Origin of the sequence: Marinobacter sp. MBR-99 (genome assembly GCF_040547575.1) — a bacterium.
In the GTDB taxonomy this organism is placed as follows: domain Bacteria; phylum Pseudomonadota; class Gammaproteobacteria; order Pseudomonadales; family Oleiphilaceae; genus Marinobacter.
Genome location: NZ_JBEPPY010000005.1, coordinates 29,440 through 54,324, shown reverse-complemented (window position 1 = coordinate 54,324; position 24,885 = coordinate 29,440). Strand labels below are relative to the sequence as shown.

Genomic DNA, 24,885 nt, shown 5'->3' with positions numbered 1-24,885 from the left:
TTGAATCACACCTCGCCTTGAGAGGAATTACCGGCCGAAGTCGTAACGTACCGATGCCATGTAGGTTCTGCCTGCAGCCAGATAATCAAACGTTTCAAAAAACGGAGGCGCGTCAATCGACCGACCACCCTGACTGGTAGAGTAGCGTCGATCCAGCACGTTATCGATTTTGACACTGGCCGACCAGCCCGGCAGGAAGTTCCAGGCGGCCCGCAGATCCAAGGTACCAAAGCCCGGTAACAAACTGGTGTTCGCCGCATCGTTGTAGCGATTGCCTTCTGCTACAAGGCTTCCACCCACTGACCACTGGGCGAACAGGCGATCAACATCCAGACGCAGGGTCTTGCTCGCCCTGCGTGGCAGGCGTGCACCGGTATCCCGGTTTTCGGTATCAGCGTAGGTCACCGCCGCCCCGATATCCCAGTCATCGGTCTGAAAGCCGGATGCCAATTCCACGCCGCGAATCCGGGCAGTCTCAACGTTCTCCATGGTGCCATCGAATGTTGCGGGGTCGAACACATAGGTGATCAACTCGTCGACGTCATTCTGGTACAACGCCACATCCCAGAACCAGGTGTCATATCGGCCGGAAAAACCAGCTTCAACCATCTGACCTTTCTCGGGATTCAGGTCTGGATTGCCGAAGTAACTGCCAAAATCGGACGGAATCTGGAGGTACAGGTCATTGAAGGTAGGGGCGCGGAACGAGGTCGCATAACTCAACCGAACCCGGTGCGAGCGGTCAAACTGGTGACCAAACGCAATACCACCCGTCTCTTCTTTACCGTAAGCCTCATTATCATCGAGGCGAAGACTGAGCATCAAATCACTGGCGCCGAAATTCAGTCGCCCCTGGCCGAACACCGCTGCGTTGGTTCGACTGTTCTCAGCGAATTCGTCACTGCCATCCACCTCATCAACCATCACCTCAGAGCCCAGGACCAGCTCATGTACGCCGGCTGTCAGGGTATTGTCCCAACGGGCGGATCGGGACAGGGTATTGTAGACACTGGGGAAGGAACCAAAGGTCTCCTGCTCATCTCTGGCTTCTGAGAACTGGATGCGGGTTCGCCAATAGTCACTGGCCACCGCTTCAACATAGAGACCCGCCGCACGGATCATGTAATCGGTATCACCGCCCTCAAACTCGGTGTTTCCCTCAGACTGAAACACCGTCACTCCGGCGCGGCCACCCTGCTCAAAACGATGGCTGACCTTGGCTAGACCACCAGCATTACGGAAACCTTTGTCATCGCCGCCAGCGCGAAGATTGGTGCCATCTGTATCCGAGTAAACCCCACTGGCAAGCAACGAGGTTTGCCCCGACCGGGCAGCAACGCCGGCAAAGGTTTCACGGGTGTTGTGGGAGCCACCAGAGAGTTCCGCCCAAGCCTGCTGGTTAGCCTTTGGCTCCAGCGTAAACGCCTGAACCACACCCCCGACCGCATCAGCACCATAGAGGGAGCTCTTGGCACCACGAACCAACTCAACACGCTCCATCAGTTCGGGCGGCATAAACTGCCAGGGTGGAATGCCGGCAGTGCCTGAACGCAGACGAATGCCATCCAATAGCAGAACCGTTCCGGAACTGCCCGCGCCGCGCAAAAACAGACTGGTGGTCTTGCCATAACTGCCATCGGACACCACGTTCACGCCAGGTTGGCCGCGCAACAGATCCCGGAACTCGGCCGGTTTTTGCCGCTCGATATCGGCTTGTTCAATCACCGTTACCGATGACAGGCTTTCGCCCACGGTTTTCGGCCCGAGCGTGGCCGTCACCACAATTGGATCAAGCTGTTCGGTTTGGTCAGAAGACTGGGCAGCCACCGCGAGGGGCAGGGCCATCATGGAAATGCCGGCAATAACGGCAGGAAACTTCAGGGTATGCATCGCTCTACTCCGACAACCGCGCGCACCCGCACGGGCTGACTCTTAAGGTTCAGGCTTAAGTTGCGGAACAGAAGGAAGGGCAGGCGGATGCGGTGTCAGGCTGGCCGAAATTCGCCCACCCAAGCAGCCCACCGCAACTCCGGGTGTTTTTTTCCAGGCCGGTCTCCGGGCTTGCAGGCAGAACGAATTCCGGGGCAATCACCTTCCCATGCCGTGGCACAGTGGCGCATCAGATTGCCGTTAACCTGCTTACCGTTGCGGGGGCAGCATCGGCCTTGCCTGATTGGGTCAGGCGCACCGATTTCCCGTTTCACCCATCGCGCTTTGCGACAGGCACCTGAAAAAGAGCCGCAAGGCTAACAACACCAGCCAAAGTGGTCAACGAGATCTAGCAAAAGGTTGCGTGGCCCCGGTGGATACACACTGCTATATTCATTCACTATCACATTTTTTTCGCTGACGGATCAGGGAGTTTTATGCAGGCCGAACTGTTGGACATCCGCAACCACATTGCCCAATACCCCCCGTTCAATGACATGCCTGAAGAACTGCTTGATCGAGTTGTCAGCAGTATCGAGGTCGTTTACTACCGAGCCGGCACTCAGATACTCGAACTCGGCGAGGCCAATCACTGGCTTCACTACATCCGAAGCGGCGCCGTGGAGATTTTTCGCCGCTCCGGTGAGCTGTACAACCGCGTGGGCGAAGGCGAGATCTTTGGCCAGTTCGGACTGATGATGAACAAGAAAGTCCGGTTCCCTGCCAAAGCTATCGAAGATTGCCTGATCTACAGGATTCCGGATACCACCTTTCAACATCTGTGGGAAACCGACGAAAACTTTGCCGACTTTGTTGAGATTGAAGACCGCAGCCGGCTGCGTTCGGCGGTATCGCGCAGAGAGAAATCCAACGAACTGATGACCGCCAAGGTTACCCGCCTGATCTCCCGGGAACCGGTTTCCGCTCCGACCACCGTTCGCCTGCAGGAAGCCGCCAGAATCATGACAGACAATGGCGTTTCAGCGCTCCTGTTGATGGATGAAAGCGGCGACCGCCCGAAATTGCAGGGCATCATCACCGACCGGGACCTCCGCACCCGGGCAGTCACACATGCCCTGGCCTCGGAAACCCCGATCAGCGACATCATGTCGGAAGGGCTGATCACCATCAGCGCCCGCTCCTTCATCTTCGAAGCCATGCTCACCATGCTTCACAACAACGTGCACCACCTGCCGGTGATGGAAGGCGACGAAGTGCGCGGCGTGATCGCGCTATCAGATATCGTCAAGTATGAAAGCCAGAGCAGCCTGTACCTGGTGAGCAACATCTACCACCAGAACGACGTCAAAGGCCTGAAGAGAATCAGTCTGGAAGTGCGCGACAGCTTTGTTCGCATGGTCAACGAAGACGCCAACTCCCACATGATCGGCAGCGCCATGGCCGGTATCGGTCGCAGCTTCAGCCAACGCCTGCTGGAACTGGGTGAGCAAAAACTCGGGCCGCCCCCCGTTCCCTACTGTTTCATGGCCCTGGGCTCCATGGCCCGGGATGAACAGCTGGTCGTTACCGACCAGGACAACGCCATGGTGCTGGACGACAGTTTCATCCCGGAAGAACACGACGAATACTTCCTGGCGCTGGCCAAGTTCGTGTCTGATGGCCTGGCCGAGTGCGGCTACAGCTACTGCACCGGCGACATCATGGCCACCAACCCGAAATGGCGGCAACCGCTGAGTGTCTGGAAAGGCTACTTCACCGACTGGATCGACAACCCCAAAGCCGAAGCCCTGCTCAACAGCAACATTTTCTTCGACCTGGACGGCATCTACGGGCAAACCGACTTCACCGAACAGTTGAAAACCCTGATTGTACAGAAAGCCAGCGGCAGCCAGCGCTTCCTTACCTTCCTGGCCAGGAATGCCCTGAACCGAACACCACCGCTCGGCTTCTTCCGCACCTTCGTGCTCGAGGAAGACGGCAAGCAACAGAAAACGTTCAACCTCAAGCGTCGGGGCACAGCGCCATTATCGGATTTGATCCGCGTACATGCCCTGGGTTGTGGCAGCCGCTCCCAGAATTCCTTTGAACGACTAAAAGACATCGCCAAAACCAAGCTGTTGCTGGAAGACGATGCCGGCAACCTGCGAGACGCCCTGGAATTCATCTCCATCGTACGCATCCGCCACCAGGCCCTGGCCATTGAAGAGGGGCGAGAGCCCGACAACAACGTACGCCCGGAAGACTTGTCCCCGTTTGAACGCAGCCACCTGAAAGACGCCTTCCAGATCGTCAGCAATGCCCAGAAATTCCTGCGATTCCGTTACAACGCCGGAGGAGCCACCCGGAATGTCTGACAGCATCAAAAGCGGAAACCGCCAACAGAACTGGCCAGACAACTACCAAAACGCCGCCGAAAAAGCCAAGGATGCCCGAATCCGAGCCTTCTACGAAGCCGGCTGCCCTGACCCACAGACCCCGGTTAACGAGGTGCCCCTGGTTGCCCTCGATTTCGAAACCACAGGACTGGATGCCGACCGCCACTCTATTATCAGCATCGGCCTGGTCCCCTTTACGCTGGGCGGCATTCAACTGGGCAAAGCCTGGCACCAGATCGTCCGGCCGCAACTGCCATTGCAGCAAGACACCATCACCATCCACGGCATCACCCACAGCGAAATCGAACATGCCCCGGACCTAGCCGATGTGCTAGACACCCTGTTCCAACACCTGAACGGCCGCATACCCGTGGTCCACTACCGGAACATCGAACGCCCGTTCCTGAACCGCGCCCTGCAGTGGCGCCTGAAAGAACAACTCCGCTTCCCGGTCATAGACACCATGGCAATCGAAGCCCACCTGCACCCCAACCGAAATCCCAGCCGTTGGCAAAAACTCATGGGCAAACAGCCCATCTCCATTCGCCTCGCCGACAGCCGAACCCGCTACGGCTTACCCCACTACGCCGGCCACAACGCCCTGATAGACGCCATCGCCACCGCCGAACTGTTCCAGGCCCAGGTGCAGCACCATTTCGGCACTGATACGCCTATTGGAGATCTCTGGGTCTGACCGCCATAGCCCCAAAGCTCTGCAACCGCTAGAATGACCCCACACCAACCAAAGAGCCCAAAGTGACCGAACAAATCACCAAAACCACCCCCCTGGACGCCTTCCGCCGTGCCAGAAAAATGTGGTTAAAAGGGGAAAAAATCAGCCTCGCCGCCCTGGCAGATGACCTGCACATCGGCCGCGCCACCCTGTTCCGCTGGGTCGGCAACCGAGACCTCCTGATTGGTGAAATCCTCTGGTCCCTGTATGAGCCTCTGTACAAAGAAGCCCGGGCCCAAACCCCCGGCCATGGCGTCGATTACGTGGTGGGCGTATTCCGCCACATCAACATGACCATTCTGCACTTCAGCCCCCTGCGCAAATTCCTGCACCAGGATCCGGAATACGCCCTGAAAATGCTCACCTCGTCCCACTCCACCCTGCACGCCCGCACCGTGGAAGTGAACACCCGCTTACTCAAAGACGAAGTGCGCGCAGGCCACCTGAGCCCCCCCATGAACATCCAGAGCCTGTCCTACTTTATGGTTCGCATCGCCGAATCCTGCCTGTACAGTGACATCATCGGCGGCCGCGAGCCCAGGGACGAAGAACTCGAAGACGCCTGCACCGCTGTGCGCATCCTGCTGGGCGGGAAAGTCTGACAACATCTGCGCTGGCAGAACCGTGCAACGCAGGCTAATCTGACGCAATGGCGCCGGGCCCCGGCCCGTTCAAAAGCAGACCACAAACACCCGGAATCAACACCCGCAAAGGAGCGCGACATGCCGTTACACCAATCCATTAGCCAGAAGCTGTTTACGCCCATCATCATCGCACTCGCCCTGATTGCCCTCACACTCGCCCCCCAGGCGCAGGCTCGCGACCTGACAGAAAAAACCGTACGGTCATTCATCGACAGTCTCGGCGCCGCCGAGGCGCTGGCTGAGGACCATAAGGAGTTTTTGGATGCCCTCGAAGCCGAGCGAGAAGAAAACATGGATTTCTCCATCCTCTTCTCCGACAGCCTCAAAGATATAGAAGGGCACGCAATGCATGGACAACTGGAGAAGCTGGTCAAACGATATGGATTCTCCAGCCTTGAACAATGGGGCCAGACCGGGGACCGGGTTTACCAGGCCTGGGCCGCCCTGGAAATTGATGAGCAAGGAGGAGCGGCTGAATACGACATGCAGCAGGCACTGGCTGAAATCGAAAGCAATCCCCACATGACCGAAGAACAAAAAACCGAGGTGCGAGCTATGTTGCAATCCGCATCTTCGGCCATGAGTGCCGCAAGGAGCGCTCCAGAAAGCGACAAACGTGCGGTCCGACCATTCATCGATGAGTTGCGGGCCATGAGCGAAGATGACGAAAGCGACTGGTAAATAGTAACCGCTAGAACAAGAAAACCCGGCAGCCGTCTCCAGCGCCGGGTTTTTTTATTGCCTGATAATCAGACCGGCTGATTACGCCAGCAGGTTATAGACAAACACAATTGCCACAGCAATCGGCGTGACAAACCGGATCAGGTTGTACCACAAACCAAAGGTACCATCCTGCAAGGCCAGGTCGCTCTTCAGGGATTCCTTTGCCACGAACCAGCCCACAAAGATGGCGGTCAGCAGGCCGGAGAGCGGCAGCATGATGTTGGCTGTGAAGTAGTCCAGCAGATCGAAGATGGTCTTGCCTTCGAAGGCGGCAAACATACCCAACGGAGCCACATCAGACCATACGTTCAGGGACAGGATCGAGGCAATGCCCAGCAACCAGCAGGCACCACCGGCAACCACGGCACTGCCAACCCGCGCCAGGCTAGTCTTCTCTTCCACCCATTCAACCACCGGCTCCAGCAGTGAGATGCCGGATGTCCAGGCGGCGAACAGCAGCAGCACGAAGAACAGAGTGCCAAACAGGGTACCCATGGGCATGTTACCGAACGCCAGGGGCAGGGTCTGGAAAATCAGGCCAGGGCCAGCGCCGGCTTCAAGACCGTTGGCGAAGACCACCGGGAAAATGGCCAGGCCCGCCAGCAAGGCCACCACGGTATCCATGATCGCCACGGTAACTGCCGTGCGGCCAATTGAGACATCGCGGCTCAGGTAAGAGCCGTAAGCCATCATGATGGCCATACCCAGGCTCAGGGTGAAGAACGCATGGCCCAGGGCCACCAGTACACCGTTAACCGTCAGGGCGCTGAAATCCGGGTTGAACAGGAAGGAAACCGCTTCCCCGAAGTGACCGGTGGTGGTGGCATAACCTACCACCATCAGCAGCAGGACAAACAGGGCCGGCATCAGAATGGTGACCGCACGCTCCAGGCCGCCTTTCAGGCCGCGAGCAACAACCAGGACTACCAGGGCCATGAATACCGTGTGCCAGAGCAGGAGCTTGGCCGGGCTGGCCAGCAGGCCGCCGAACATTTCACCCACGGATTCGGCGGTACCACCGGTGAAATCACCCATGGCGGCGTGGCCAACGTAGGACGCCGCCCAGCCACCGATAACCGAGTAGAACGACAGAATGATGAAGGCCGCCAGCATGCCGATGATGGCGGAAATCCGCCAGCCGGACGATGCCAGGTTGCGCTCCGCCACCAGGCGGAAACTGGTGATCGGGTTATGGCGACCATTCCGACCGATAAACACCTCGGCCATCATGATGGGAATACCGATGATGAAGATGCAGAGCAGGTAAACCAGAACAAAGGCACCGCCGCCGTTCTCACCGGTGACATAAGGGAACTTCCAGACGTTACCGAGACCAACAGCGGAACCGGTCGCTGCCAGAATAAACGCGAACTTGGACGACCAGAGTCCGCGAGCCCCGATACCGCTGTCTGATGCGGAGTTGGACTGTGACATGAATTTTCTTCCTGTGCTTTTGGCTGTAGGAAACTACGAATTGTGAGGGCGCCAAACCAATGGTTCAGGCCATTGGTGCGGGATTCTGCCAGCACTGGCGCGGTGATGCCAGTGCTGAAATGTTGTTCGGTGGTTTCTGTAGTCCGCACAGATCCAACCGCGCAGAGCTAACTAGCCAGATTTACTGACAAACCGGGCAATCAGATCCTTCAGGCCGTGGGCCATACCACTGAGCTTGTCACTGCTGTCTTTGGCGGCCTCCGCCTGCTCATCGCTCTGGTCAGCAAGGCCGGCAATGTTAACGATCTGACGGTTGATCTCATCCGACACCTGGCTTTGCTCCTCGAAAGCGGCTGACATGGTGATGAAGCTGTCGGAAATTGAATCCACCGAGCCCACAATGGTCTGCAGGGAGTCTGCAGCCCCCTGCACCCGGGCCAGACCCTGACTGGCGATTTCCTCACCAGAACGCACCGCCTGGATGGTCTCCTCCACCTGCTCCCGAAATTGCTCTATTACCTCATGAATCTTGACGGTCGACTGCCGGGTTCTCTGGGCCAGGGAGCGAACTTCATCGGCCACCACTGCAAATCCGCGACCCTGCTCACCCGCGCGTGCGGCCTCAATGGCCGCATTCAGGGCCAACAAATTGGTCTGTTCGGCAATGTCCGAGATCAGATCGGCCGCTTCCCCAATGGTCCGGGTGGATTCCCCCAAGCGACCCACAGACTCACCGATCCCATTCACCCTGTGAACCAGTTGCTCGATAGCCGCCGTTGCCTCTCCACTGCGCTGGCTGCCCTCGTGGGCCAGCCGGTTTGCCTGCTCCGCCTCTTTCGCATTATGGGTGACGGCTTCCGCCACTTCCTGAATGGAAGCTGTCATTTCATTGATGGCAGAGGCGGTCTGGTCTGTCTCCGCCCGCTGGCGGGCAATGGCCGTTGCCCCCTCTGAAATGAAGCCATGGGAGGCCCGGGCCTGCTGCAGTAAATGCTCTGCCTGATCTTCAATTCGCGCCAATGCGGTGCGGATCCGCGCCTCTTCACTGACCAGCACCAGCGCCAACCGCGACATCAGCCCACGCTCGTTACTGTAGGTACGGGCAACGATGGGGTCCTGGAAAGCATCGGGGCGCAGCGCGAGCAAACCTTTCAAACGATTGGAAATAGACCCGAACACCAGGCTGAACGCCAGACCATGACCGGCCAACACAATCAGCGCTGCCAGCCAGAGTGGTTCGAGCTGCATGGCACCCAAGGTAATCGCCAGGGATAACAGAAACGGCCAGCCGGAACGTCCCATCGACAGGGCCCGGTTGCTGAACGATGACGATAACTTGCCCGCAGAGATACCGGCATAGAGTTTTTCAGCCCGCGCAATCTGCTCCCGCGTGGCGGCGACCCGCACGGATTCATAGCCCACCATCTGGCCATTTTCCCAGATGGGCGTGGCGTAGGCGCTGACCCAGTAATGATCTCCGTTTTTTGCCCGGTTCTTGACCACGCCCATCCAGGCCTTGCCCGCTTTCAGATACTCCCACATGTCGGCGAACACCGCCGGCGGCATGTCCGGGTGGCGAATCAGATTATGCGCCTGGCCAATAAGTTCATCCCGGGTGTAACCACTGATGGTTTCAAAATCGTCGTTGCAATAGGTAATCACGCCTTTGAGGGAGGTGGTACTGATCAGGCGCATACCTTCCGGTACAGTGATTTCGCGCTGGGTAACAGGCAGATTCTTGCGCATAGGGTATCGATATCCGTTAAACCGGGGAAATTATTTTTCGGCGACAGGGTAAGTCTGGATGAATATCAAGGAAATACCTAATGAGTTACGCTCGGTCACCTTTGTGTAACGGCCTACAAGCCAAACTCTTGAGCACAAAACAGTCAGGACTGGGCCAGAACCCTTGCCCGGGGATGGAAACGGGCATTCACCCACAGTGAAAACGCGATGACCGCACCGCCTATCAACAGGCGCATCAGGTCTGCATCCCGGTTCCAGATCAGCAGGTTCACCAGCAGACCGGCCGGCACCAGAGCATTGTTCATGATGGCCAGGGTACCGGCATCCACCTCGCAGGCACCGCGATTCCACAGGTACAGCCCCAGCCCCGAGGCCGCCAGCCCCAGCCAGCCAAGAATGCCCCACTGCACAACCGTGGTCGGCAGCTTGTCCGGATTACCGAAAATCAGGAACGACGGCAGGGCGATGATCAGTGCCCCGAAAAAGAAATAGCCAAAGGTTCGATAGCCCGGCAAGGCCAGGGCGTAATGTCGCATCACATGTTTGTAGCCTACCTGGCCGGCGGCAAAGGTGAAATTAGCCACTTGTAATAACAGGAAGCCGGTGATGAAGTCTTCGCTCAGGCCATCGTAGCGGATAATCCCGGCCCCCAGCGTGGCGATGGCCGCTGCCAGCAAGGCCACCGGTGAAAACCGGCGAAACAGGGCATCGTCAATCAGGGTCACATAGAGAGGTGTAAAGATAGTGAACAGCAAGACCTCGGGCACCGTCAGGTAACTGAACGAACGGTACAAACACAGGTAGGTAATCCCGAACTGCAGCATGCCGGTGATCAAAATGCCCAACTTCATGCCACCGGGCACGCCGCGCCAGCGGGTGAACGGCAGAAACACCAGCGCTGCCAGCAACACCCGGGTAAGCACGGCAAAATCGCTGTCTACCCGGCCAGCCAGGAACTCGCCAATCAAACTGAACGAAAACGCCCACAGCGCTGTTACCAGAACCAGAAGAACCATACCGCCACACCAGAGGAAACCGGACCGCTACTTTACCGGTTTTGCCGGCATTATCCACCACGGTAGCCGGTGCAAACCCGTATAAGCTCAGCGACCACCAATCGGGTACCATGTCGGATTCTGACTGGTACAACCCTGACGACCCAACATCGAAACCAGCACCATGGACGAAAACCACCAGCCGTTACCCGAAGTCCGACAGCCCCTGGTTCGCCGCACGCTGGCGGAATGGAAAACCCTGGCCATACTGGGCGGGCCAATCCTGATTGCCCAGGTGGCACAGATGGCCAACGGGGTGATCGATACCGTTATGGCAGGGCACGCCAGCGCTCAGGATTTGGCCGCAGTAGGCATCGGCAGCAGCCTGTGGATGCCGCTTTTCCTGTTTTTCATGGGCATGCTGGGGGCTCTGCAACCGATCATTTCCGGCTACAACGGTGCCCGGCAGCACTCGAAGATCATGCCGGCCACCTGGCAGGGCATATACATCGCAGCCGGCGGTACCGTCATCATGGCGCTGTTGCTGACCAACGTGCACCCGATATTGGCAATGCTGAAGATGGATACCGAAACCGCCGGCATTACTCAGGGTTACCTGAATGCGTTTGCCTGGGGCATACCGGCCCTGCTATTAATGAACGCGCTGCGGGGGCTGACCGACGGGCTTGGGCACACACGGGTGATCATGGCCTTCTCAGTACTTAGCACGCTGATCAACCTGCCGCTCAACTACATCTTCATCTACGGCAAACTGGGGCTGCCGGCCATGGGCGGTGTGGGCTGCGGCTGGGCCACCTCGCTGTCCAACGGCACCGCGGCCATTGCCTTGCTGATCTACCTGAACCGCAGCCGAACCTTCCGCCAGTTTCACCTGCTGGCCGACTGGGTGAAGCCCAACTGGCAGGGCATTCGTTATATCCTGGGCATAGGCGTGCCCATTGGCTTCACCATTTTTGTCGAAGCCAGTATGTTTTCGGTCATTGCCCTGTTCCTGGCCCCACTCGGGCCGGTGATTGTGGCCGGGCATCAGATTGCATTGAACGTGGTATCGCTGCTGTTCATGCTGCCGCTGAGCATCGGCATGGCACTGACGTTGAGGGTGAGTTTTCTGGTGGGTGCCCGGGCGCCAGACACAGCCCGCTTGATCTCACGAAGCTCGCTCATTCTGGCCTCGGCGGTTGCTCTGCTCTTTGCCACCTTACTGTTCGTGTTCTCCGCGCAAATTGCTGCGCTCTACACCGGCGACCAGGCCGTGCGAGACGTCACCATTCGCCTGTTGGCGTTTGCCGCCATGTTCCAGATTGCCGATGTCATTCAGGTTACCTGCATCAGCGCACTCCGGGGCTACAAAGACACTCGCATACCCATGTTTATTATGCTGTTTTCGTTCTGGGGAGTGGGCCTGCCGCTGGGTTATGTTCTGACCTTTACAGACCTGCTGTGGCCCGCATTGGGCGCGGCCGGATTCTGGGTGGGGCTGACCGCCGGCCTGACTTCCGCCAGCGTGCTGCTAGGCTGGCGTTTATTTCGCTACCGACCCGGCAACCACGACACAGAGGCGAATAGCCCGTCTTCGATTCAGGCGGGCTCGGCCACGAACTGAGCGGATTCATCGGCGAACACGATACGGTCCCGGCCAGTCTCCTTGGCCTGATACAGCGCTTCGTCAGCCCGCGCCAGCCAACTCTCAACACGCTCGCCGTGACCCAGCAGCGCAACCCCAAACGAGGACGTAACAGAGCCACCGGGGTACTTCAGGTTCCTGCGCAAAACCTGTTGCAGGTTGTTCATCACCGTCTGCAGGCTGGAGCCATCCACGCCGGGCAGCAATAACACAAATTCCTCGCCGCCATAGCGGAACAGTTGATCGGACTTGCGGGTGTTGTGCTCGATCAATGCTACCAGATCTGTCAGTACGCTATCCCCGACACCGTGACCATACACGTCGTTGATTTTCTTGAAGTGGTCAATGTCCAGCATCACCAGGGCGTAGGGCAGCCCGGACCGTTCCGCGTTAGCAGCCGCTGCATCCAGCTCTTCATCCATGGAGCGACGGTTCTTGACTCCGGTGAGCGGGTCGATTGTGGCCAGGTGTTCCAGTCGTTCACGCTGATCCTGATTTCTGTAGGCGAAGACGTAGGCGCAGGCACTGACCACCGTCGCCGTGGTCGCAAACGTCCACATCTGCACCGTTGAGCTGAACGCCGTCTCAATCGACATCAGCGCCAGCACAGACAGAAGATTTAAAACTGCCGCAAGCCGGCTCGATACCAGAAAGAAGGTGGTCACCAGGCACGGGAAGAGCCAGAACAATCCGGCTTCGCCCATGACCGCCCCAACGGTAACAGCGCCGGCACAGATGACAAAGGCCAGAAACATGCCACTTCGCCGCGTATCACCGGTTAGCCAGGCATAAGCGAGGCTGCCAACGATGCCAGTCAAAATCCCGAGGTCAACAAAACCGGCGAGCGGATTGCCCTCGACAAAACGCAGAATCACAAAGGGTGTGATGCCAATGATGGCACTGATGCCAAGCAAGGTGATGATCGATAATCTGAAATCGTTTTTCAGCCGATGAAACATTCAGAGCGCGTCCGACTATGGTGCCAGTTAGTGCACAAGCTTAGCGTATGCTATGAAAGGGAGCGCTACCGAGCTACGATTTTTAACAATTCTGTCTCTGAACAAGACACAAAGTGACATGCATCACAAAAATGTGTCGGTTAGTATTCTAAATGCTCAAGCTCGCGCAGGTTTTGACGTCAGAATACTGAGAGACGTATTTCGAAAAACAAAAACCGCTCTATGACACCTTGGGATATTCAAATTGGATTCACTCATTCGCATCGCCCCAGGGGCACTCACTATTGGCCGGCCGCTACCCTGGGATGTTTTCGACGCCGACGGTAACGTGTTGTTGCGTCAGGGCTATGTTATCCAGACCAACACCCAGCTGGAGCAGTTGTTTGAGCGGGGCCGGTTCAAGCCCCGGAAAATCGAGCGGAAAAAAGAGAAAATTCAGGAAGACCAGCGTCAACGTAACCCCTTTGCCGACTACGCTGACCTGCTGGCCACTCTGGAAGCAACCCTCAACGCCATCACCAGCGAAGATCCGTCTGCCCAAAAGCGTTTGTTGGGGCTGGCGCGAATGCTGGAGCGCACCTGTCAGGAAGCCCCGGAAGCCAGCCTGGCTCTGGTGCATTTGTACTCCATCGGCCCCACCATTCACGAACAGATTCTTTTCTACGGCATCCTGTGCCACTTTACCGCCAGGGCATTTGGGCTTGATGACAAGCGCACCAGTGTGCTGACCGCCGCAGCTCTGACCGCCAACCTGGCACTTGTGCCGGTGGCCGACCAGCTAAATGCGTCTACCCGGGTGCTCACCGACGACCAGCGGGCGGTTATCCGCAAACACCCTCAACGCAGTATTCAGGCCCTGATGTCTGCCGGCATCACCAATAAATTGTTGCTGAAAATTATCGCCCAGCATCACGAGCAGGCCGATGGTTCCGGCTACCCAGAGGGTTTGAGCGGCACCGACATTTTTCCGGAAGCGGAAATTCTGGCCCTGGCAGAGCGGTATGTGGCGATGATCACCAAGCGAGCCTATCGCAACCGAATGACCATCACGGCTGCCCGCAAATTGATTGCTACCCTCGGTGATGGCAAGGTCCGCCCGGCCATTCCAAGGTCACTGTTGCAGGTGCTCGGGGAATACCCGCCGGGCATGCTGGTGCGGCTCGACAATAACGAAGTCGGTGTGGTGACCGGGCGCGCCGTCCGGACCAGGGGACCGTTTGTCAAAGCTATTTTCGGCCCCCGGGGCAACCGCTACAGCGGCACTTTTGAGCGCGACACCAGCATTCCCGAATACAACATCCAGGGCGCCGAAGAGCCGGAGGAAATGCCCTCCATGGATTTCAGCCTGCTCTGGGGCTTTCGTAACTGATACTGCGGCACCGGGCCGGCTTACGCCAGCCCCAACGCCCGGGCATGGTGATTCAGGTGATCCTCGATAAACGAGGCAATGAAGAAATAACTGTGATCGTAACCGCGGTGCATACGCAGGTTGATGTGGTGATGGAACTTCTCACAGACATCCGCCAGCGTTTCCGGGTTCAGTTGGGTCTCCAGAAACTCATCCGCCGTGCCCTGATCCACCAATAACGGCAAGCGCTCCTTTGCGGTCGGAATCAAACAGGTGGCGTCCCAGTCTTCCCAACCACGCTCATCATCCCCCAGGTAACCCTTGAAGGCTTTTTGACCCCAGGGGCACGCCGTCGGGTTGGCGATGGGCGCGAACGCCGACACAGACCTGTAATAGCCCGGATTCTTCAGGGCACAGATCAGCGCTCCGTGGCCGCCCATGGAGTGGCCGCTGACCGAACGTTCACCGCTGAGTGGCAACTCACTTTCAACCAGTTGCGGCAATTCCTTTACCACATAGTCATACATGCGGTAGTGGGGCGCCCAGGGCTGTTCTGTGGCATTCACGTAAAAGCCGGCACCACTGCCGAAATCGTAACTGTCGTGCTCGCCGGGCAGGTCCAGACCCCGTGGGCTGGTATCCGGGCATACAATCGCCAGCCCTAGCTTGGCCGCCAGTTTCTGGGCACCGGCTTTCTGCATGAAGTTCTGGTCGGTACAGGTCAGGCCGGACAACCAGTACAGTACCGGTACCGCCTTAGCTTTCTCTCCCACAGCCGACGGTGGCAGAAACACCGCAAACTCCATGTTGCATTGGAGCGTGGCGGAAAAGTGGCGATAACGGCGGTGCTCACCGTCAAAGCAGACATTGGTGGCTAACAGTTCCATAGCATTCCTGGTAATGGTGGGTGGACAAGTTAGTCCTCAGCGTTGGCAAATCGCTGTTTCTCAATGGTATTACCGGATTTGGCCAACTGGGACAAAATAGCTGTACGGGTGACAATACCAACCAGTTTGCCATGATCAACCACCGGGTACACTTTCGGCTTGCCCGCTCCCAGATTCTGCGCCAGGTCAATCACCGACATCTCCGGTGATACCGTTAACGGCTTGTGAAACATCACGTCATCCACAATTGGCTCACCCTCGCTGTGATAGTTACTCACCAACAGGGAATGAATGCAGTCCTGCTCCGACACAAAACCCAGAACCTGGCGTTTATCATCCACCACCGGCAAACCGGTGACATGGTTATCCAGTAACGCTTTCACCACCTTGGTCAGGGGTGTGCCACAACGAATGGGCTCAATGTGATTCCACATGACTTCCGAGATTTTCAGTGAGCGCATAGGCTGACCCTTTTCTGTTCCAATCAAGGCGCCGGAATTGGCACCACAGTTACACTAAACATAGGCAATGGTGGGCAAAATGGACAACCCTCTGTTGCAGAACGGTTTACATAAGAAAATAGTCGTCTAAACTCAACAGGTTATGCCCGTTGGGGCGCTATAAACATGACCCACCAGTGGTGAACAGAGAGAGAACTCATGGAAGCCATTTCTGATTTTGTCAGTCAAATCAACAGCCTGGTCTGGGGGCCACCCATGCTGGTGATGATCCTCGGGGTCGGGCTGTTTCTGAGTATCGGCCTGAAACTGATGCCGATCCTGAAACTGGGGGCCGGTTTCCGGCTGATGTGGAGCGGTCGTGCCCGCGGTGACGAGGACGATGGTGATATCCCGCCGTTCCAGGCCCTGATGACCGCCCTGTCGGCCACCGTCGGCACCGGTAACATCGCCGGTGTTGCCACCGCCGTGTTCCTGGGCGGCCCCGGCGCCCTGTTCTGGATGTGGCTGACCGCCCTGGTGGGTATGGCCACCAAATACGGCGAGGCGGTACTGGCGGTGCGTTATCGTGAAGTGGACGAGCGCGGCGCCCATGTCGGTGGCCCCATGTATTACATCCGCAACGGTCTGGGCAAAAAATGGGCTTGGCTTGGTGTGCTGTTTGCGGTGTTTGCGTCCATTGCCGCCTTTGGTATCGGCAACACCGTGCAGGCCAACTCGGTGGCGGACGTGTTGTCTGCCAACTTTGGCCTGCCACATTGGGTGACCGGCGCGCTGCTGATGATTCTGGTGGGGCTGGTGCTGATTGGTGGCATCAAGCGTATTGGCCAGGTGGCCAGTGCCCTGGTACCGTTCATGGCGGTGTCTTATGTGCTGGTTGGCCTTATTGTACTGGCCATCAACGCCAATGAAATTCCCGCCGCCGTGAGCATGGTGTTCAGCTATGCCTTCAGCCCGGCCGCGGCCGAGGGTGGTTTCGCCGGCGCCGCCGTCTGGGCTGCTATCCGCTTTGGTGTGGCCCGGGGCATCTTCTCCAACGAAGCAGGTCTGGGCTCCGCACCCATCGCCCACGCTGCCGCCCAGACCAAGAACCCGGTCAAACAGGGCATGGTAGCGATGCTCGGCACCTTCATCGATACCATCATTGTGTGCAGCATCACCGGCCTGGTGATTATCACCTCCGGCGCCTGGACATCCGGCGAGACCGGTGCGGCGCTGACATCACTGGCCTTCGAGACCGGTCTGCCCGGCTTCGGCAACTATGTGGTGGCCATTGCCCTGGCTATCTTTGCCTTTACCACCATCATCGGCTGGTCGTTCTACGGCGAACGCTGCATCGAGTTCCTGTTCGGTGTGAAGGCCATCGTGCCGTACCGGGTGTTGTGGATTATCGCCATTCCCGTGGGTGCCACCATCAACCTGGGCTTTATCTGGCTGGTGGCCGATACCCTCAACGCGATGATGGCATTGCCCAACCTGATTGCCCTGCTGTTGCTCAGTCCGGTGGTGTTCAAGCTCACCCGGGAGCACTTTGAGAAGCAGAAGGCGTTGGGCGTAAAATAGTCGACGTCTATGTCTGGTGCTCATAAGGATGTGAGCAAACCGTTGGATGTTCTGGATCAAGCACCCCTTGCATTCAGGCCATCCATCGCCACAGTGGTTAACGTACACAAAATATAACAGCGTGTTTGCCAACAACCTGTCTGAGGAGAACGATCATGAGTCTGCGTCTTGGAGATACTGCACCGGACTTCGAACAGGATTCCAGCGAAGGCACCATCCGTTTCTATGACTGGCTCGGTGACAGCTGGGGGGTCCTGTTCTCGCACCCGGCCGACTTCACGCCGGTCTGCACCACCGAACTGGGTCTGACCGCCAAACTGAAAGACGAGTTCGCCAAGCGCGGCGTCAAGGCCATTGCCCTGAGTGTCGACCCGGTCGATTCCCACAAGGAATGGATCAAGGACATCAACGAAACCCAGGGCTGCACCGTTAACTTCCCGATCATTGCCGATCATGACAGCAAGGTGGCCAAGCTGTACGACATGATCCATCCGAACGCCGACAGCACCCTGACCGTGCGTTCGCTGTTTATCATTGATCCGAACAAGAAGGTGCGCCTGATCATTACCTACCCGGCGTCCACCGGCCGTAACTTCAACGAAGTGTTGCGTGTTATCGATTCGCTGCAACTGACCGATGACCATAAGGTGGCCACGCCGGGCAACTGGGAGAAAGGTGGTGATGTGGTGATTGTGCCGTCGCTGCAGGATGAAGACGAGATCAAACAACGCTTCCCGAAGGGCTACAAGGCGGTGAAATCCTATCTGCGGATGACGCCAGACCCGTCCTCCAACTGGAGCGGTGATTGATTGGAACCTTGCAGTCGATATTGCACTCAATAAAAAGCCGGGCAGCTCACACTGCCCGGCTTTTTCATGTCTGGCTTCCCGGAGGTCAGAACGCGGGAACCACGGCTCCTTCGTACTTTTCTTTGATGAACTCGCGAACGGCATCTGATTTCAACGCGTTGGCCAGTTTCTGCATGGCTTCACTGTCTTTGTTGTCCGGGCGGGCAACCAGGATGTTCACGTAAGGAGACTCGGCACCTTCAATGACCAGAGCATCTTCAGACGGGTTCAGGCCAGCTTCCAGCGCGTAGTTGGTGTTGATCAGGGCCATGTCGACCTGGTTCAGGATGCGCGGCAGGGTAGCGGCTTCCAGTTCGCGGAAGTTCAGGCGCTTGGGGTTGTCGGCGATGTCACGGGGTGTCGCGGTGATCTTGCTCTCGTCCTTGAGGGTAATCAGGCCGGCGTCCTGGAGCAGCAACAGGGCACGGCCGCCGTTGGTGGGGTCGTTGGGAATGGCTACTACGGCGCGGTCTTTCAGTTCGTCGAGGGAGCTGATTTTGCTGGAGTAGGCGCCGAAGGGCTCAACGTGGATACCGGCAACGGTGACCAGGTTGGTGCCACGACCGCTGTTGAATTCGTCCAGGTACGGCTGGTGCTGGAAGAAGTTGGCGTCCATGCGTTTCTGGTCAACCTGGATGTTGGGCTGCACGTAGTCGGTGAAGACTTTCACATCCAGCTCGACACCTTGCTCAGCCAGTGCCGGCTTCACAAATTCCAGCAACTCAGCATGGGGGACCGGAGTGGCAGCTACGGACAGTTTCTCTGCAACAGCAGCAGAGGAGAAAGTTGCTACGGCAGCGATGGCTACCAGAGTTTTCTTCAAGTTCATCTAATCTCTCCTTAAAGCATTAATTAATGCATGCATCATGTTCGGGAATACGGCCGGTGGCCGGATAGTCCTGCCGAAAAACGCCCGTGAATACATCCCTGTAGGGCTCCGTCGCGCCGTCCATGGCGCTCCAGGTTTTCGTCAGGACTATCCGGCCCCCGGCCTATATCAGACTCCGCAGGTGAGTCCGGTTACTTTCTGCTGAAATAAAGCACCAGACGATCACCAACCATCTGGAGTACTTGTACGAAAATCACCAGCAATGCGACGGTGATCACCATCACGTCGGTCTGGAAGCGCTGGTAACCGAAGCGGATGGCCAGGTCGCCCAGGCCGCCGCCGCCGATGACGCCAGACATGGCCGCGTAGGAGACCAGAGTGATGGCCGTCACGGTAATACCGGCGATGATGCCCGGAAGCGCTTCCGGCAGCAAGGCGCCGAAGATGATCTGCCTTACGTTCGCACCCATCGCCTGGGTGGCTTCGATGATGCCGCGGTCGACTTCCCGCAGGGAGGTTTCCACCAAGCGTGCGAAGAAGGGTGCGCCGCCGGCCACCAATGGCGGGATGGCGCCGGCCACGCCCAGGGAGGTGCCGATAAGCAATACGGTGAACGGGATCATCACGATCAGCAGGATGATGAAAGGCACCGATCGTAATACATTGACCACGAACGACAACACGGCATAGGCCACCGGTTGTTCCAGTAGCTGGCGTTTGCCGAACAGGAACAGTAACACGCCAATAGGCAGGCCGATCAGTACGCTGAACAGCAGGGACATGCCCACCATCACCAGGGTGTCCCAGCTGGCCCAGCCGATTTCCAGCCAGTCGACGTTGCCCATGAGGGATTCCATTAAAGCTTCCATCAGCGCACTACCTCCACGTGAACATCGGCAGCTTCCAGCGCCTGCATGGCGACGTCGAGATCGCCGCCCACCAGCGACAGGGTTAACTGTCCATAGGGGGTGTCTTTGATGTGATCGATTCGGCCGGAGAGGATGCTGAAGTCTACGCCGGATTCCCTCGCCACGCTGCCCAGCAGCGGTTTGTAGGTGGATTCGCCCTTGAAGGTCAGGCGCAGGATACGGCCTTGCGCTTTTTGCAGGTCTTCCTGAAGTTCATTGCGGTCGATGTTTTCGCTTTCGAACACAAAATCCCGGGTGGTGGGGTGCTGGGGGTGCAGGAAGACGTCGCTCACCGGGCCCATTTCCACCACGCGACCAGCGTCCATAACGGCTACCCGGTCGCACACGCGGCGCACCACGTCCATTTCGTGAGTGATCAATACAATGGTCAGGCCCAGTTCTTTGTTGATGTCACCCAGCAGTTTCAACACCGACTGGGTGGTTTGCGGGTCCAGGGCGCTGGTGGCTTCGTCGCACAGCAGAATGGTGGGGCGGCAGGCCAGGGCGCGGGCGATACCAACGCGCTGTTTCTGGCCGCCGGACAGCTGAGACGGATACTTGTCGGCGTGGTCGGTCAGGCTCACCCGGGCCAGCAGTTCCTGTACCCGTTCGCGTATTTCGGTTTTGCTGTAGATACCGGCCAGTTTCATGGGAAACGCGATGTTATCCGCCACGGTTTTGGACGACAGCAGGTTGAAGTGCTGGAAGATCATGCCCACTTTGCGGCGGAAAGCTCTCAGTTCCGCGGAGTTGTACCGGGTAATGTCTTCGTCATCGATCAGGATGCGGCCGCCGGTGGGCGGTTCCAGCAGGTTGATCAGCCGTACGAGGGTGGACTTACCCGCACCGGAATGGCCGACGATGCCGAACACCTCGCCGGTTTCAATGGTCATACTGGTGGGATGCAGCGCGGGGATCGCCCGGCCGGCCACCTGGTATGACTTCTGTACCTGGTCAAATACAATCACGATCAGTGCCTTGGTCTTTGCCTTTGGAGTGCGTAGGGCGCACAGCCGAAAACCGGCGATTATAGCCTATTCGATGACCAAACCCGAATCCGGGTGGTGTGTAGTTGCCCTTACACAAAAAGCTACCTGACACATCCGCCCGCCCTCAGCTAAACTGCTATTTGAAAAGAACATTAATAAACCTCCACCTATCCGAGGCGCGCCGTACCTGTGACCACACCGTCCGAGAATACGCCCTCAAGGATGAATTCCACCCAGGCATGGGTTTCCTACCTCAGCAAGGTAGAGCTGCCGGTATTGGCCAACACCCTCCGGCAGATCAACGAACTGACCGACAGCCGCAACAGCACCGTCAACGAGCTGGCCAATGTCATTCTGAATGATGCCCAGCTGACCTCGCAGGTGCTTCGGCTATCCAACACGGTGTTCTACAACCAGACCCGCACCCAGGTGAGCACGGTCAGCCGGGCCATCACGCTAATCGGTTTCGATGCGGTGAAATCCATGGCGATTTCATCGCTGATTGTCGACTCGTTACTCAAACGCAACGACCGGCCCCATCTGCTACGCTGCCTCGCCCGGGCCATCCACGCGGCCGTTCAGGCCCGATGCCTGATGCCAAAACGCACCGAACATGCCCTGGAAGAGGTGTTCATCGGGGCCTTGCTGATGAATATCGGCGAGCTGGCCTTCTGGTCATGTGAAACCGATCAGGCGACCGAGCTGGAAGAGCGCCTGCGGCTGGACGAACCGGCCGTGGAGGCCCAGAAAGCCGTGCTGCACACCACCTTTACCGAGATCACCCGGGGCCTGGTGGAAGCCTGGTCTTTAGGGCCGTTTATCCGTGAAGTGGTGGCTCCCGGCAAGGCCAATTCCATGGCCAGCAGCCTGGTGCGCAACACCGTGGAAATGGCCACGGTGTCCGAGCAGGGCTGGAGCGGGCCGGAGATGGACAAGGTGCTGGAACGCTTGTCCGCCGATGTGGGGGAAAGCCCCGCCGCCATTCGGGATCAGTTGAAAGTGAATGCTCAGGAAGCCACCAAGGTGGCGGTGTCTCTGGGCATCCCCCAGGTGACGGCATTACTGCCCGGCAATCAGGATAGCGCCGCCGGTCAGGGCGCCGAAGCCCCGGTCATGGACCCCGCCTTGCAGCTACAGATCCTTCGGGATCTGACCCAGACACTGGCGGAGAAGCCGGATATCAACGAGGTATGCCAGCTGGTCATTGAAGGCATTCACCGGGCCATCGGAATGCAACGGGTAGCCCTGCTGATGAGCGACCGCACCGGACAAGACCTGATTCCCAGAAAGGTAGGAGGTCGTGGTACCGAAGAGTGGCGCGAACACCTGATCATCCACAAGGATGGCACCGGGCCACTGGGAGAACTTTTGCCCCACGGCACGTGTTCCATCTATAAGCCGGGCAAACACGCCAACGGCGTGCCCTTTGATCGTTGGCTGGGCAAGGTGCCTGCCCTGGTGGGATCGCTCACCGCCAAGGGGCGACTGGTGGGGTTGTTCTATGCCGATAATGCGGCGGCGGGCTATGTGCCGTCAGAGCAGCAGCTGGCAGCCTTTTCGCACTTTATCCAGAACGCACAATTGTGCCTGACCCTGATCTCCACTCGCTGAGATCGGGCCAGGCCATGTTTTCGGAGCTCAGTGCAACGCCCGCATTTGCCGCGGGTAGAGTGCCGCGCTGACCTCGGGCTCTTCCAGCAAATCCGCAAGCTCGCGGTCGATATCGGTTTCCTCGCCTTCGTCTGGCAAAGGTTCGAACAGGGTGCTCAACCAGGCTGTCACGCTTGGCGCGCTGTCTCTGTCGTAGTCGGTGGACAACGCTTTGATCCGGCGGAAGCCGATAATGCGCTGATGTTTGGGATCGCGGATTTGCTCAAATCCCCGCCAATAGATTCTGTCACGGGTGTGCAGCTGCACAAACAGGGTGTCGATGGGGCCGTTGTCATCATCGGCGCTGTCGTCGTCCTCTGCCTCGGACTGGGGCGCCTCGGCATCGGTCGGTTTGCGGCGGATGGTGGTCCAGGCCGGGTAGAGCACCGCTACGGCATCGGCTTCCACATGTTCGCGGGCCGCCCGCAGAATCAGACCCCAGCGGGCCTTGTCGGCATCGGTTTCCAGAGAGTTGATGGGCAGGTCGTAGCTCTGCTCACTGGACAGAACTATCGCCATCATCGGGGCGTCCAGTTCCCCCATGGCTTCGGCCTGTGCTACGGATACCAGATCGTCGATTGCCATCGATTGGTTCATAAGATGCTCGCCTCCTCGATGCCATCAGGGTAGTCAGGGAATCAGATCCCTGTGTTACAGCATAGCCTGTTCCACCAGTAAAGATAAACGTGGAGTTTGCCGGCGCGGATCACAAACCCGCACCGGAAGTTGTGTCAACGCATCAGAACGCGTTTTCCAGGCGTTCGTAATTGGCGAACCAGGGGTTTGCTTCCTCCAGCTGGGCAGCCAGCTGCAACAGGCGATCCTCGCGGCCATGGGCGGCGCCGAACTGGACGCCTACCGGTAAACCATCGCGGGTCCAGTGCATGGGTACCGACATCGCCGGCGTGCCGGTCAGGTTCGCGAGCTGGGTAAAGGGCGTTCGGGCCAGGCTTTCCAGCGCCATCTGGTCCACCTGGCCGCTGCGGTGCACCAGTTTGCCCGCTTTCAGGGTTAGCATCAGCCTGGCGATCAGTTTGAGGTGGGCCGGCGTATCCATTTCACCGATTCTTGCCGGCAACTGGCCGGTGGTCGGCGACAGGTACAGGTCAAAACGCTCGAAGAATGCACCCAGGGCACGGGCGAAGTCATTCCATTGCTGCCGGCGACGAACATAATCCGGCAACGGCATAGTACGCCCCAACATACCCAGTAACCGGGTCTCCAGCTCAAAATCCTTGTCCTCTGCACCGAATTGCTCGCGTGCCCGGTCCATCATTGAGGATACTTCACCGAAGTACAGGGCCAGATAACAGCGGGCCAGGGCCATGCCGTCAAATTCCGGCCGGGCATATTCAACATGGTGCCCAAGGCCTTCCAGCATACGGGCAGTTTCTTCTACGGCGGCTACACACTCTGGCGCCACCTCGGTGTCGTAGGGAGAAGATGTGAACACACCAATTCTCAGCCGCCCCGGCGATTGCTGCATCAAGTCCAACCAGGAGCCCTCCGGTTCTGGAATCCGGAACGGGTCACCGCTGGCAGCTCCAGCTAGCACATCCAGCATGCTGGCGCTGTCTCTCACCGTACGGGACACCACATGATCAGTCGAAGCACCGGTCCAGGCCTCTCCGGCGTGGGGCCCTACTGAGATCCGGCCGCGGGATGGTTTTAGTCCAAACAGCCCGTTGTAAGCTGCCGGAATGCGGATGGAACCACCGCCATCGTTGGCTCCGGCCATGGGAACAACACCGACGGCTACCGCGGCACCGGAGCCACCGCTGGAACCCCCGGGCGTCAGTTCCGTGTTCCAGGGGTTGCGACAAGGGCCCCAAAGGGCAGACTCGGTGACGGCCTTGAGCCCGAACTCCGGCGTTGCCGTGCGACCGATAAACACCAAGCCAGCCTTACGGGCACGTTGTACGAACTGTGAGTCCCGGCTCGGGATATTGGTGCGCAAGGCCCGGCTACCGCATGTACAGGGCTGCCCGGCCTGCTCCTGGGCCAGGTCTTTCAGTAACAGGGGCACGCCGGCAAACGGTCCGTCAGACACTGGCGCCTGGCCCATGGCCTCTGCATATTGTGGGTGGCAGATGGCATTCAGGGCCCCGTTTACTTGATTGGCCCGCTCCACCGCCGCATCGGTCACTTCCCGGGGTGTCACATCGCCCCGGCGGATAAGATCAGCCAGCGCTGTTGCATCGTATCTCAGGTATTCGGACTGTTTCATCGGCCACCCTGCTTGTTGTTATTTAACCGCCCCA

Annotated in this window: 21 protein-coding genes and 1 riboswitch; of the genes, 9 read left to right on the top strand and 12 right to left on the bottom strand. The window is 58.2% G+C overall.

Translation table 11 applies throughout. The annotated features are described in order from the left end of the window. Nucleotides 1–27 precede the first annotated feature (27 nt). Nucleotides 28–1,890: a TonB-dependent receptor plug domain-containing protein gene (locus ABIE59_RS05670; protein WP_354445065.1), complete on the bottom strand. Its 1,863-nt coding sequence runs from the start codon at nt 1,888–1,890 to the stop codon at nt 28–30. Between the two features lie 139 nt (nt 1,891–2,029). Continuing rightward, a riboswitch (cobalamin riboswitch) is annotated at nt 2,030–2,246 on the bottom strand. Nucleotides 2,247–2,366: 120 nt separating this feature from the next. Between ABIE59_RS05670 and ABIE59_RS05665 the strand changes: the two genes are divergently transcribed. From ABIE59_RS05665 to ABIE59_RS05650, 4 genes are all read left to right on the top strand, one after another. Continuing rightward, entirely contained in the window at nt 2,367–4,244 is a 1,878-nt protein-coding gene (locus ABIE59_RS05665; RefSeq protein WP_354445063.1) for a putative nucleotidyltransferase substrate binding domain-containing protein, read from the top strand. Continuing rightward, nucleotides 4,237–4,959 carry a 3'-5' exonuclease gene (locus tag ABIE59_RS05660; protein ID WP_354445061.1) on the top strand — a complete coding sequence of 241 codons (723 nt, stop codon included), beginning with the start codon at nt 4,237–4,239 and terminating at the stop codon, nt 4,957–4,959. Before ABIE59_RS05665 ends, ABIE59_RS05660 begins: the two co-directional genes overlap by 8 nt. A 62-nt stretch (nt 4,960–5,021) precedes the next feature. Further along, nucleotides 5,022–5,600 carry a QsdR family transcriptional regulator gene (locus ABIE59_RS05655; protein WP_354445059.1) on the top strand — a complete coding sequence of 193 codons (579 nt, stop codon included), beginning with the start codon at nt 5,022–5,024 and terminating at the stop codon, nt 5,598–5,600. A 120-nt stretch (nt 5,601–5,720) separates the two neighbouring features. Beyond that, the gene (locus ABIE59_RS05650) at nt 5,721–6,323 is read left to right on the top strand and encodes a hypothetical protein (RefSeq protein WP_354445057.1); all 603 of its coding nucleotides are present in this window, start codon (nt 5,721–5,723) and stop codon (nt 6,321–6,323) included. An 81-nt stretch (nt 6,324–6,404) separates the two neighbouring features. Here the strand turns inward: ABIE59_RS05650 and ABIE59_RS05645 are convergent, their stop codons facing one another. From ABIE59_RS05645 to ABIE59_RS05635, 3 genes are all read right to left on the bottom strand, one after another. Next, nucleotides 6,405–7,799, bottom strand: coding sequence for a sodium-dependent transporter (locus ABIE59_RS05645; RefSeq protein ID WP_354445055.1), 1,395 nt, complete (start codon nt 7,797–7,799; stop codon nt 6,405–6,407). 171 nt (nt 7,800–7,970) lie between these two features. Then, entirely contained in the window at nt 7,971–9,545 is a 1,575-nt protein-coding gene (locus ABIE59_RS05640) for a methyl-accepting chemotaxis protein (protein WP_354445053.1), read from the bottom strand. A 143-nt stretch (nt 9,546–9,688) separates the two neighbouring features. Next, nucleotides 9,689–10,561, bottom strand: coding sequence for a carboxylate/amino acid/amine transporter (locus ABIE59_RS05635; protein WP_354445051.1), 873 nt, complete (start codon nt 10,559–10,561; stop codon nt 9,689–9,691). Between the two features lie 163 nt (nt 10,562–10,724). Here ABIE59_RS05635 and ABIE59_RS05630 point away from each other — a divergent pair, with 163 nt between their 5' ends. Beyond that, the gene (locus tag ABIE59_RS05630) at nt 10,725–12,164 is read left to right on the top strand and encodes an MATE family efflux transporter (protein ID WP_354445049.1); all 1,440 of its coding nucleotides are present in this window, start codon (nt 10,725–10,727) and stop codon (nt 12,162–12,164) included. Here the strand turns inward: ABIE59_RS05630 and ABIE59_RS05625 are convergent. After that, the gene (locus ABIE59_RS05625) at nt 12,140–13,144 is read right to left on the bottom strand and encodes a GGDEF domain-containing protein (protein ID WP_354445047.1); all 1,005 of its coding nucleotides are present in this window, start codon (nt 13,142–13,144) and stop codon (nt 12,140–12,142) included. The two genes, ABIE59_RS05630 and ABIE59_RS05625, sit on opposite strands and share 25 nt — an antisense overlap. 244 nt (nt 13,145–13,388) lie before the next feature. Here ABIE59_RS05625 and ABIE59_RS05620 point away from each other — a divergent pair, with 244 nt between their 5' ends. Continuing rightward, nucleotides 13,389–14,513 carry an HD-GYP domain-containing protein gene (locus ABIE59_RS05620; protein WP_354445045.1) on the top strand — a complete coding sequence of 375 codons (1,125 nt, stop codon included), beginning with the start codon at nt 13,389–13,391 and terminating at the stop codon, nt 14,511–14,513. Nucleotides 14,514–14,533: 20 nt separating this feature from the next. Here the strand turns inward: ABIE59_RS05620 and fghA are convergent, their stop codons facing one another. Together fghA and ABIE59_RS05610 are read right to left on the bottom strand one after the other, a co-directional pair. After that, entirely contained in the window at nt 14,534–15,379 is an 846-nt protein-coding gene (gene fghA, locus ABIE59_RS05615; RefSeq protein ID WP_354445043.1) for an S-formylglutathione hydrolase, read from the bottom strand. 29 nt (nt 15,380–15,408) lie between these two features. After that, complete coding sequence (locus ABIE59_RS05610; protein WP_354445041.1) at nt 15,409–15,840, bottom strand: CBS domain-containing protein; 432 nt, start codon at nt 15,838–15,840, stop codon at nt 15,409–15,411. Nucleotides 15,841–16,038: 198 nt separating this feature from the next. Here ABIE59_RS05610 and ABIE59_RS05605 point away from each other — a divergent pair, with 198 nt between their 5' ends. Beyond that, a complete protein-coding gene (locus ABIE59_RS05605; RefSeq protein ID WP_354445039.1) occupies nt 16,039–17,400 on the top strand; it encodes an alanine/glycine:cation symporter family protein in 1,362 nt (453 codons plus the stop codon). 155 nt (nt 17,401–17,555) lie between these two features. After that, nucleotides 17,556–18,209: a peroxiredoxin gene (locus tag ABIE59_RS05600; protein ID WP_354445037.1), complete on the top strand. Its 654-nt coding sequence runs from the start codon at nt 17,556–17,558 to the stop codon at nt 18,207–18,209. 85 nt (nt 18,210–18,294) lie between these two features. Here ABIE59_RS05600 and ABIE59_RS05595 read toward each other — a convergent pair whose 3' ends face one another. The 3 genes from ABIE59_RS05595 to ABIE59_RS05585 form a co-directional block, all read right to left on the bottom strand. Continuing rightward, the gene (locus tag ABIE59_RS05595; RefSeq protein ID WP_354445035.1) at nt 18,295–19,077 is read right to left on the bottom strand and encodes a MetQ/NlpA family ABC transporter substrate-binding protein; all 783 of its coding nucleotides are present in this window, start codon (nt 19,075–19,077) and stop codon (nt 18,295–18,297) included. A 191-nt stretch (nt 19,078–19,268) separates the two neighbouring features. Then, complete coding sequence (locus ABIE59_RS05590) at nt 19,269–19,946, bottom strand: methionine ABC transporter permease (RefSeq protein ID WP_354445033.1); 678 nt, start codon at nt 19,944–19,946, stop codon at nt 19,269–19,271. After that, the gene (locus tag ABIE59_RS05585) at nt 19,946–20,953 is read right to left on the bottom strand and encodes a methionine ABC transporter ATP-binding protein (protein ID WP_354445031.1); all 1,008 of its coding nucleotides are present in this window, start codon (nt 20,951–20,953) and stop codon (nt 19,946–19,948) included. Before ABIE59_RS05585 ends, ABIE59_RS05590 begins: the two co-directional genes overlap by 1 nt. Before the next feature lie 210 nt (nt 20,954–21,163). Between ABIE59_RS05585 and ABIE59_RS05580 the strand changes: the two genes are divergently transcribed. Further along, a complete protein-coding gene (locus tag ABIE59_RS05580) occupies nt 21,164–22,585 on the top strand; it encodes an HDOD domain-containing protein (protein ID WP_354445029.1) in 1,422 nt (473 codons plus the stop codon). A gap of 27 nt (nt 22,586–22,612) precedes the next feature. Here the strand turns inward: ABIE59_RS05580 and ABIE59_RS05575 are convergent, their stop codons facing one another. Further along, nucleotides 22,613–23,221, bottom strand: coding sequence for a hypothetical protein (locus ABIE59_RS05575; protein ID WP_354445027.1), 609 nt, complete (start codon nt 23,219–23,221; stop codon nt 22,613–22,615). A 142-nt stretch (nt 23,222–23,363) separates the two neighbouring features. Further along, nucleotides 23,364–24,851 (bottom strand): amidase, encoded by a 1,488-nt coding sequence (locus ABIE59_RS05570; RefSeq protein ID WP_354445025.1) that lies wholly within the window; start codon nt 24,849–24,851, stop codon nt 23,364–23,366. Between the last annotated feature and the right edge of the window lie 34 nt (nt 24,852–24,885).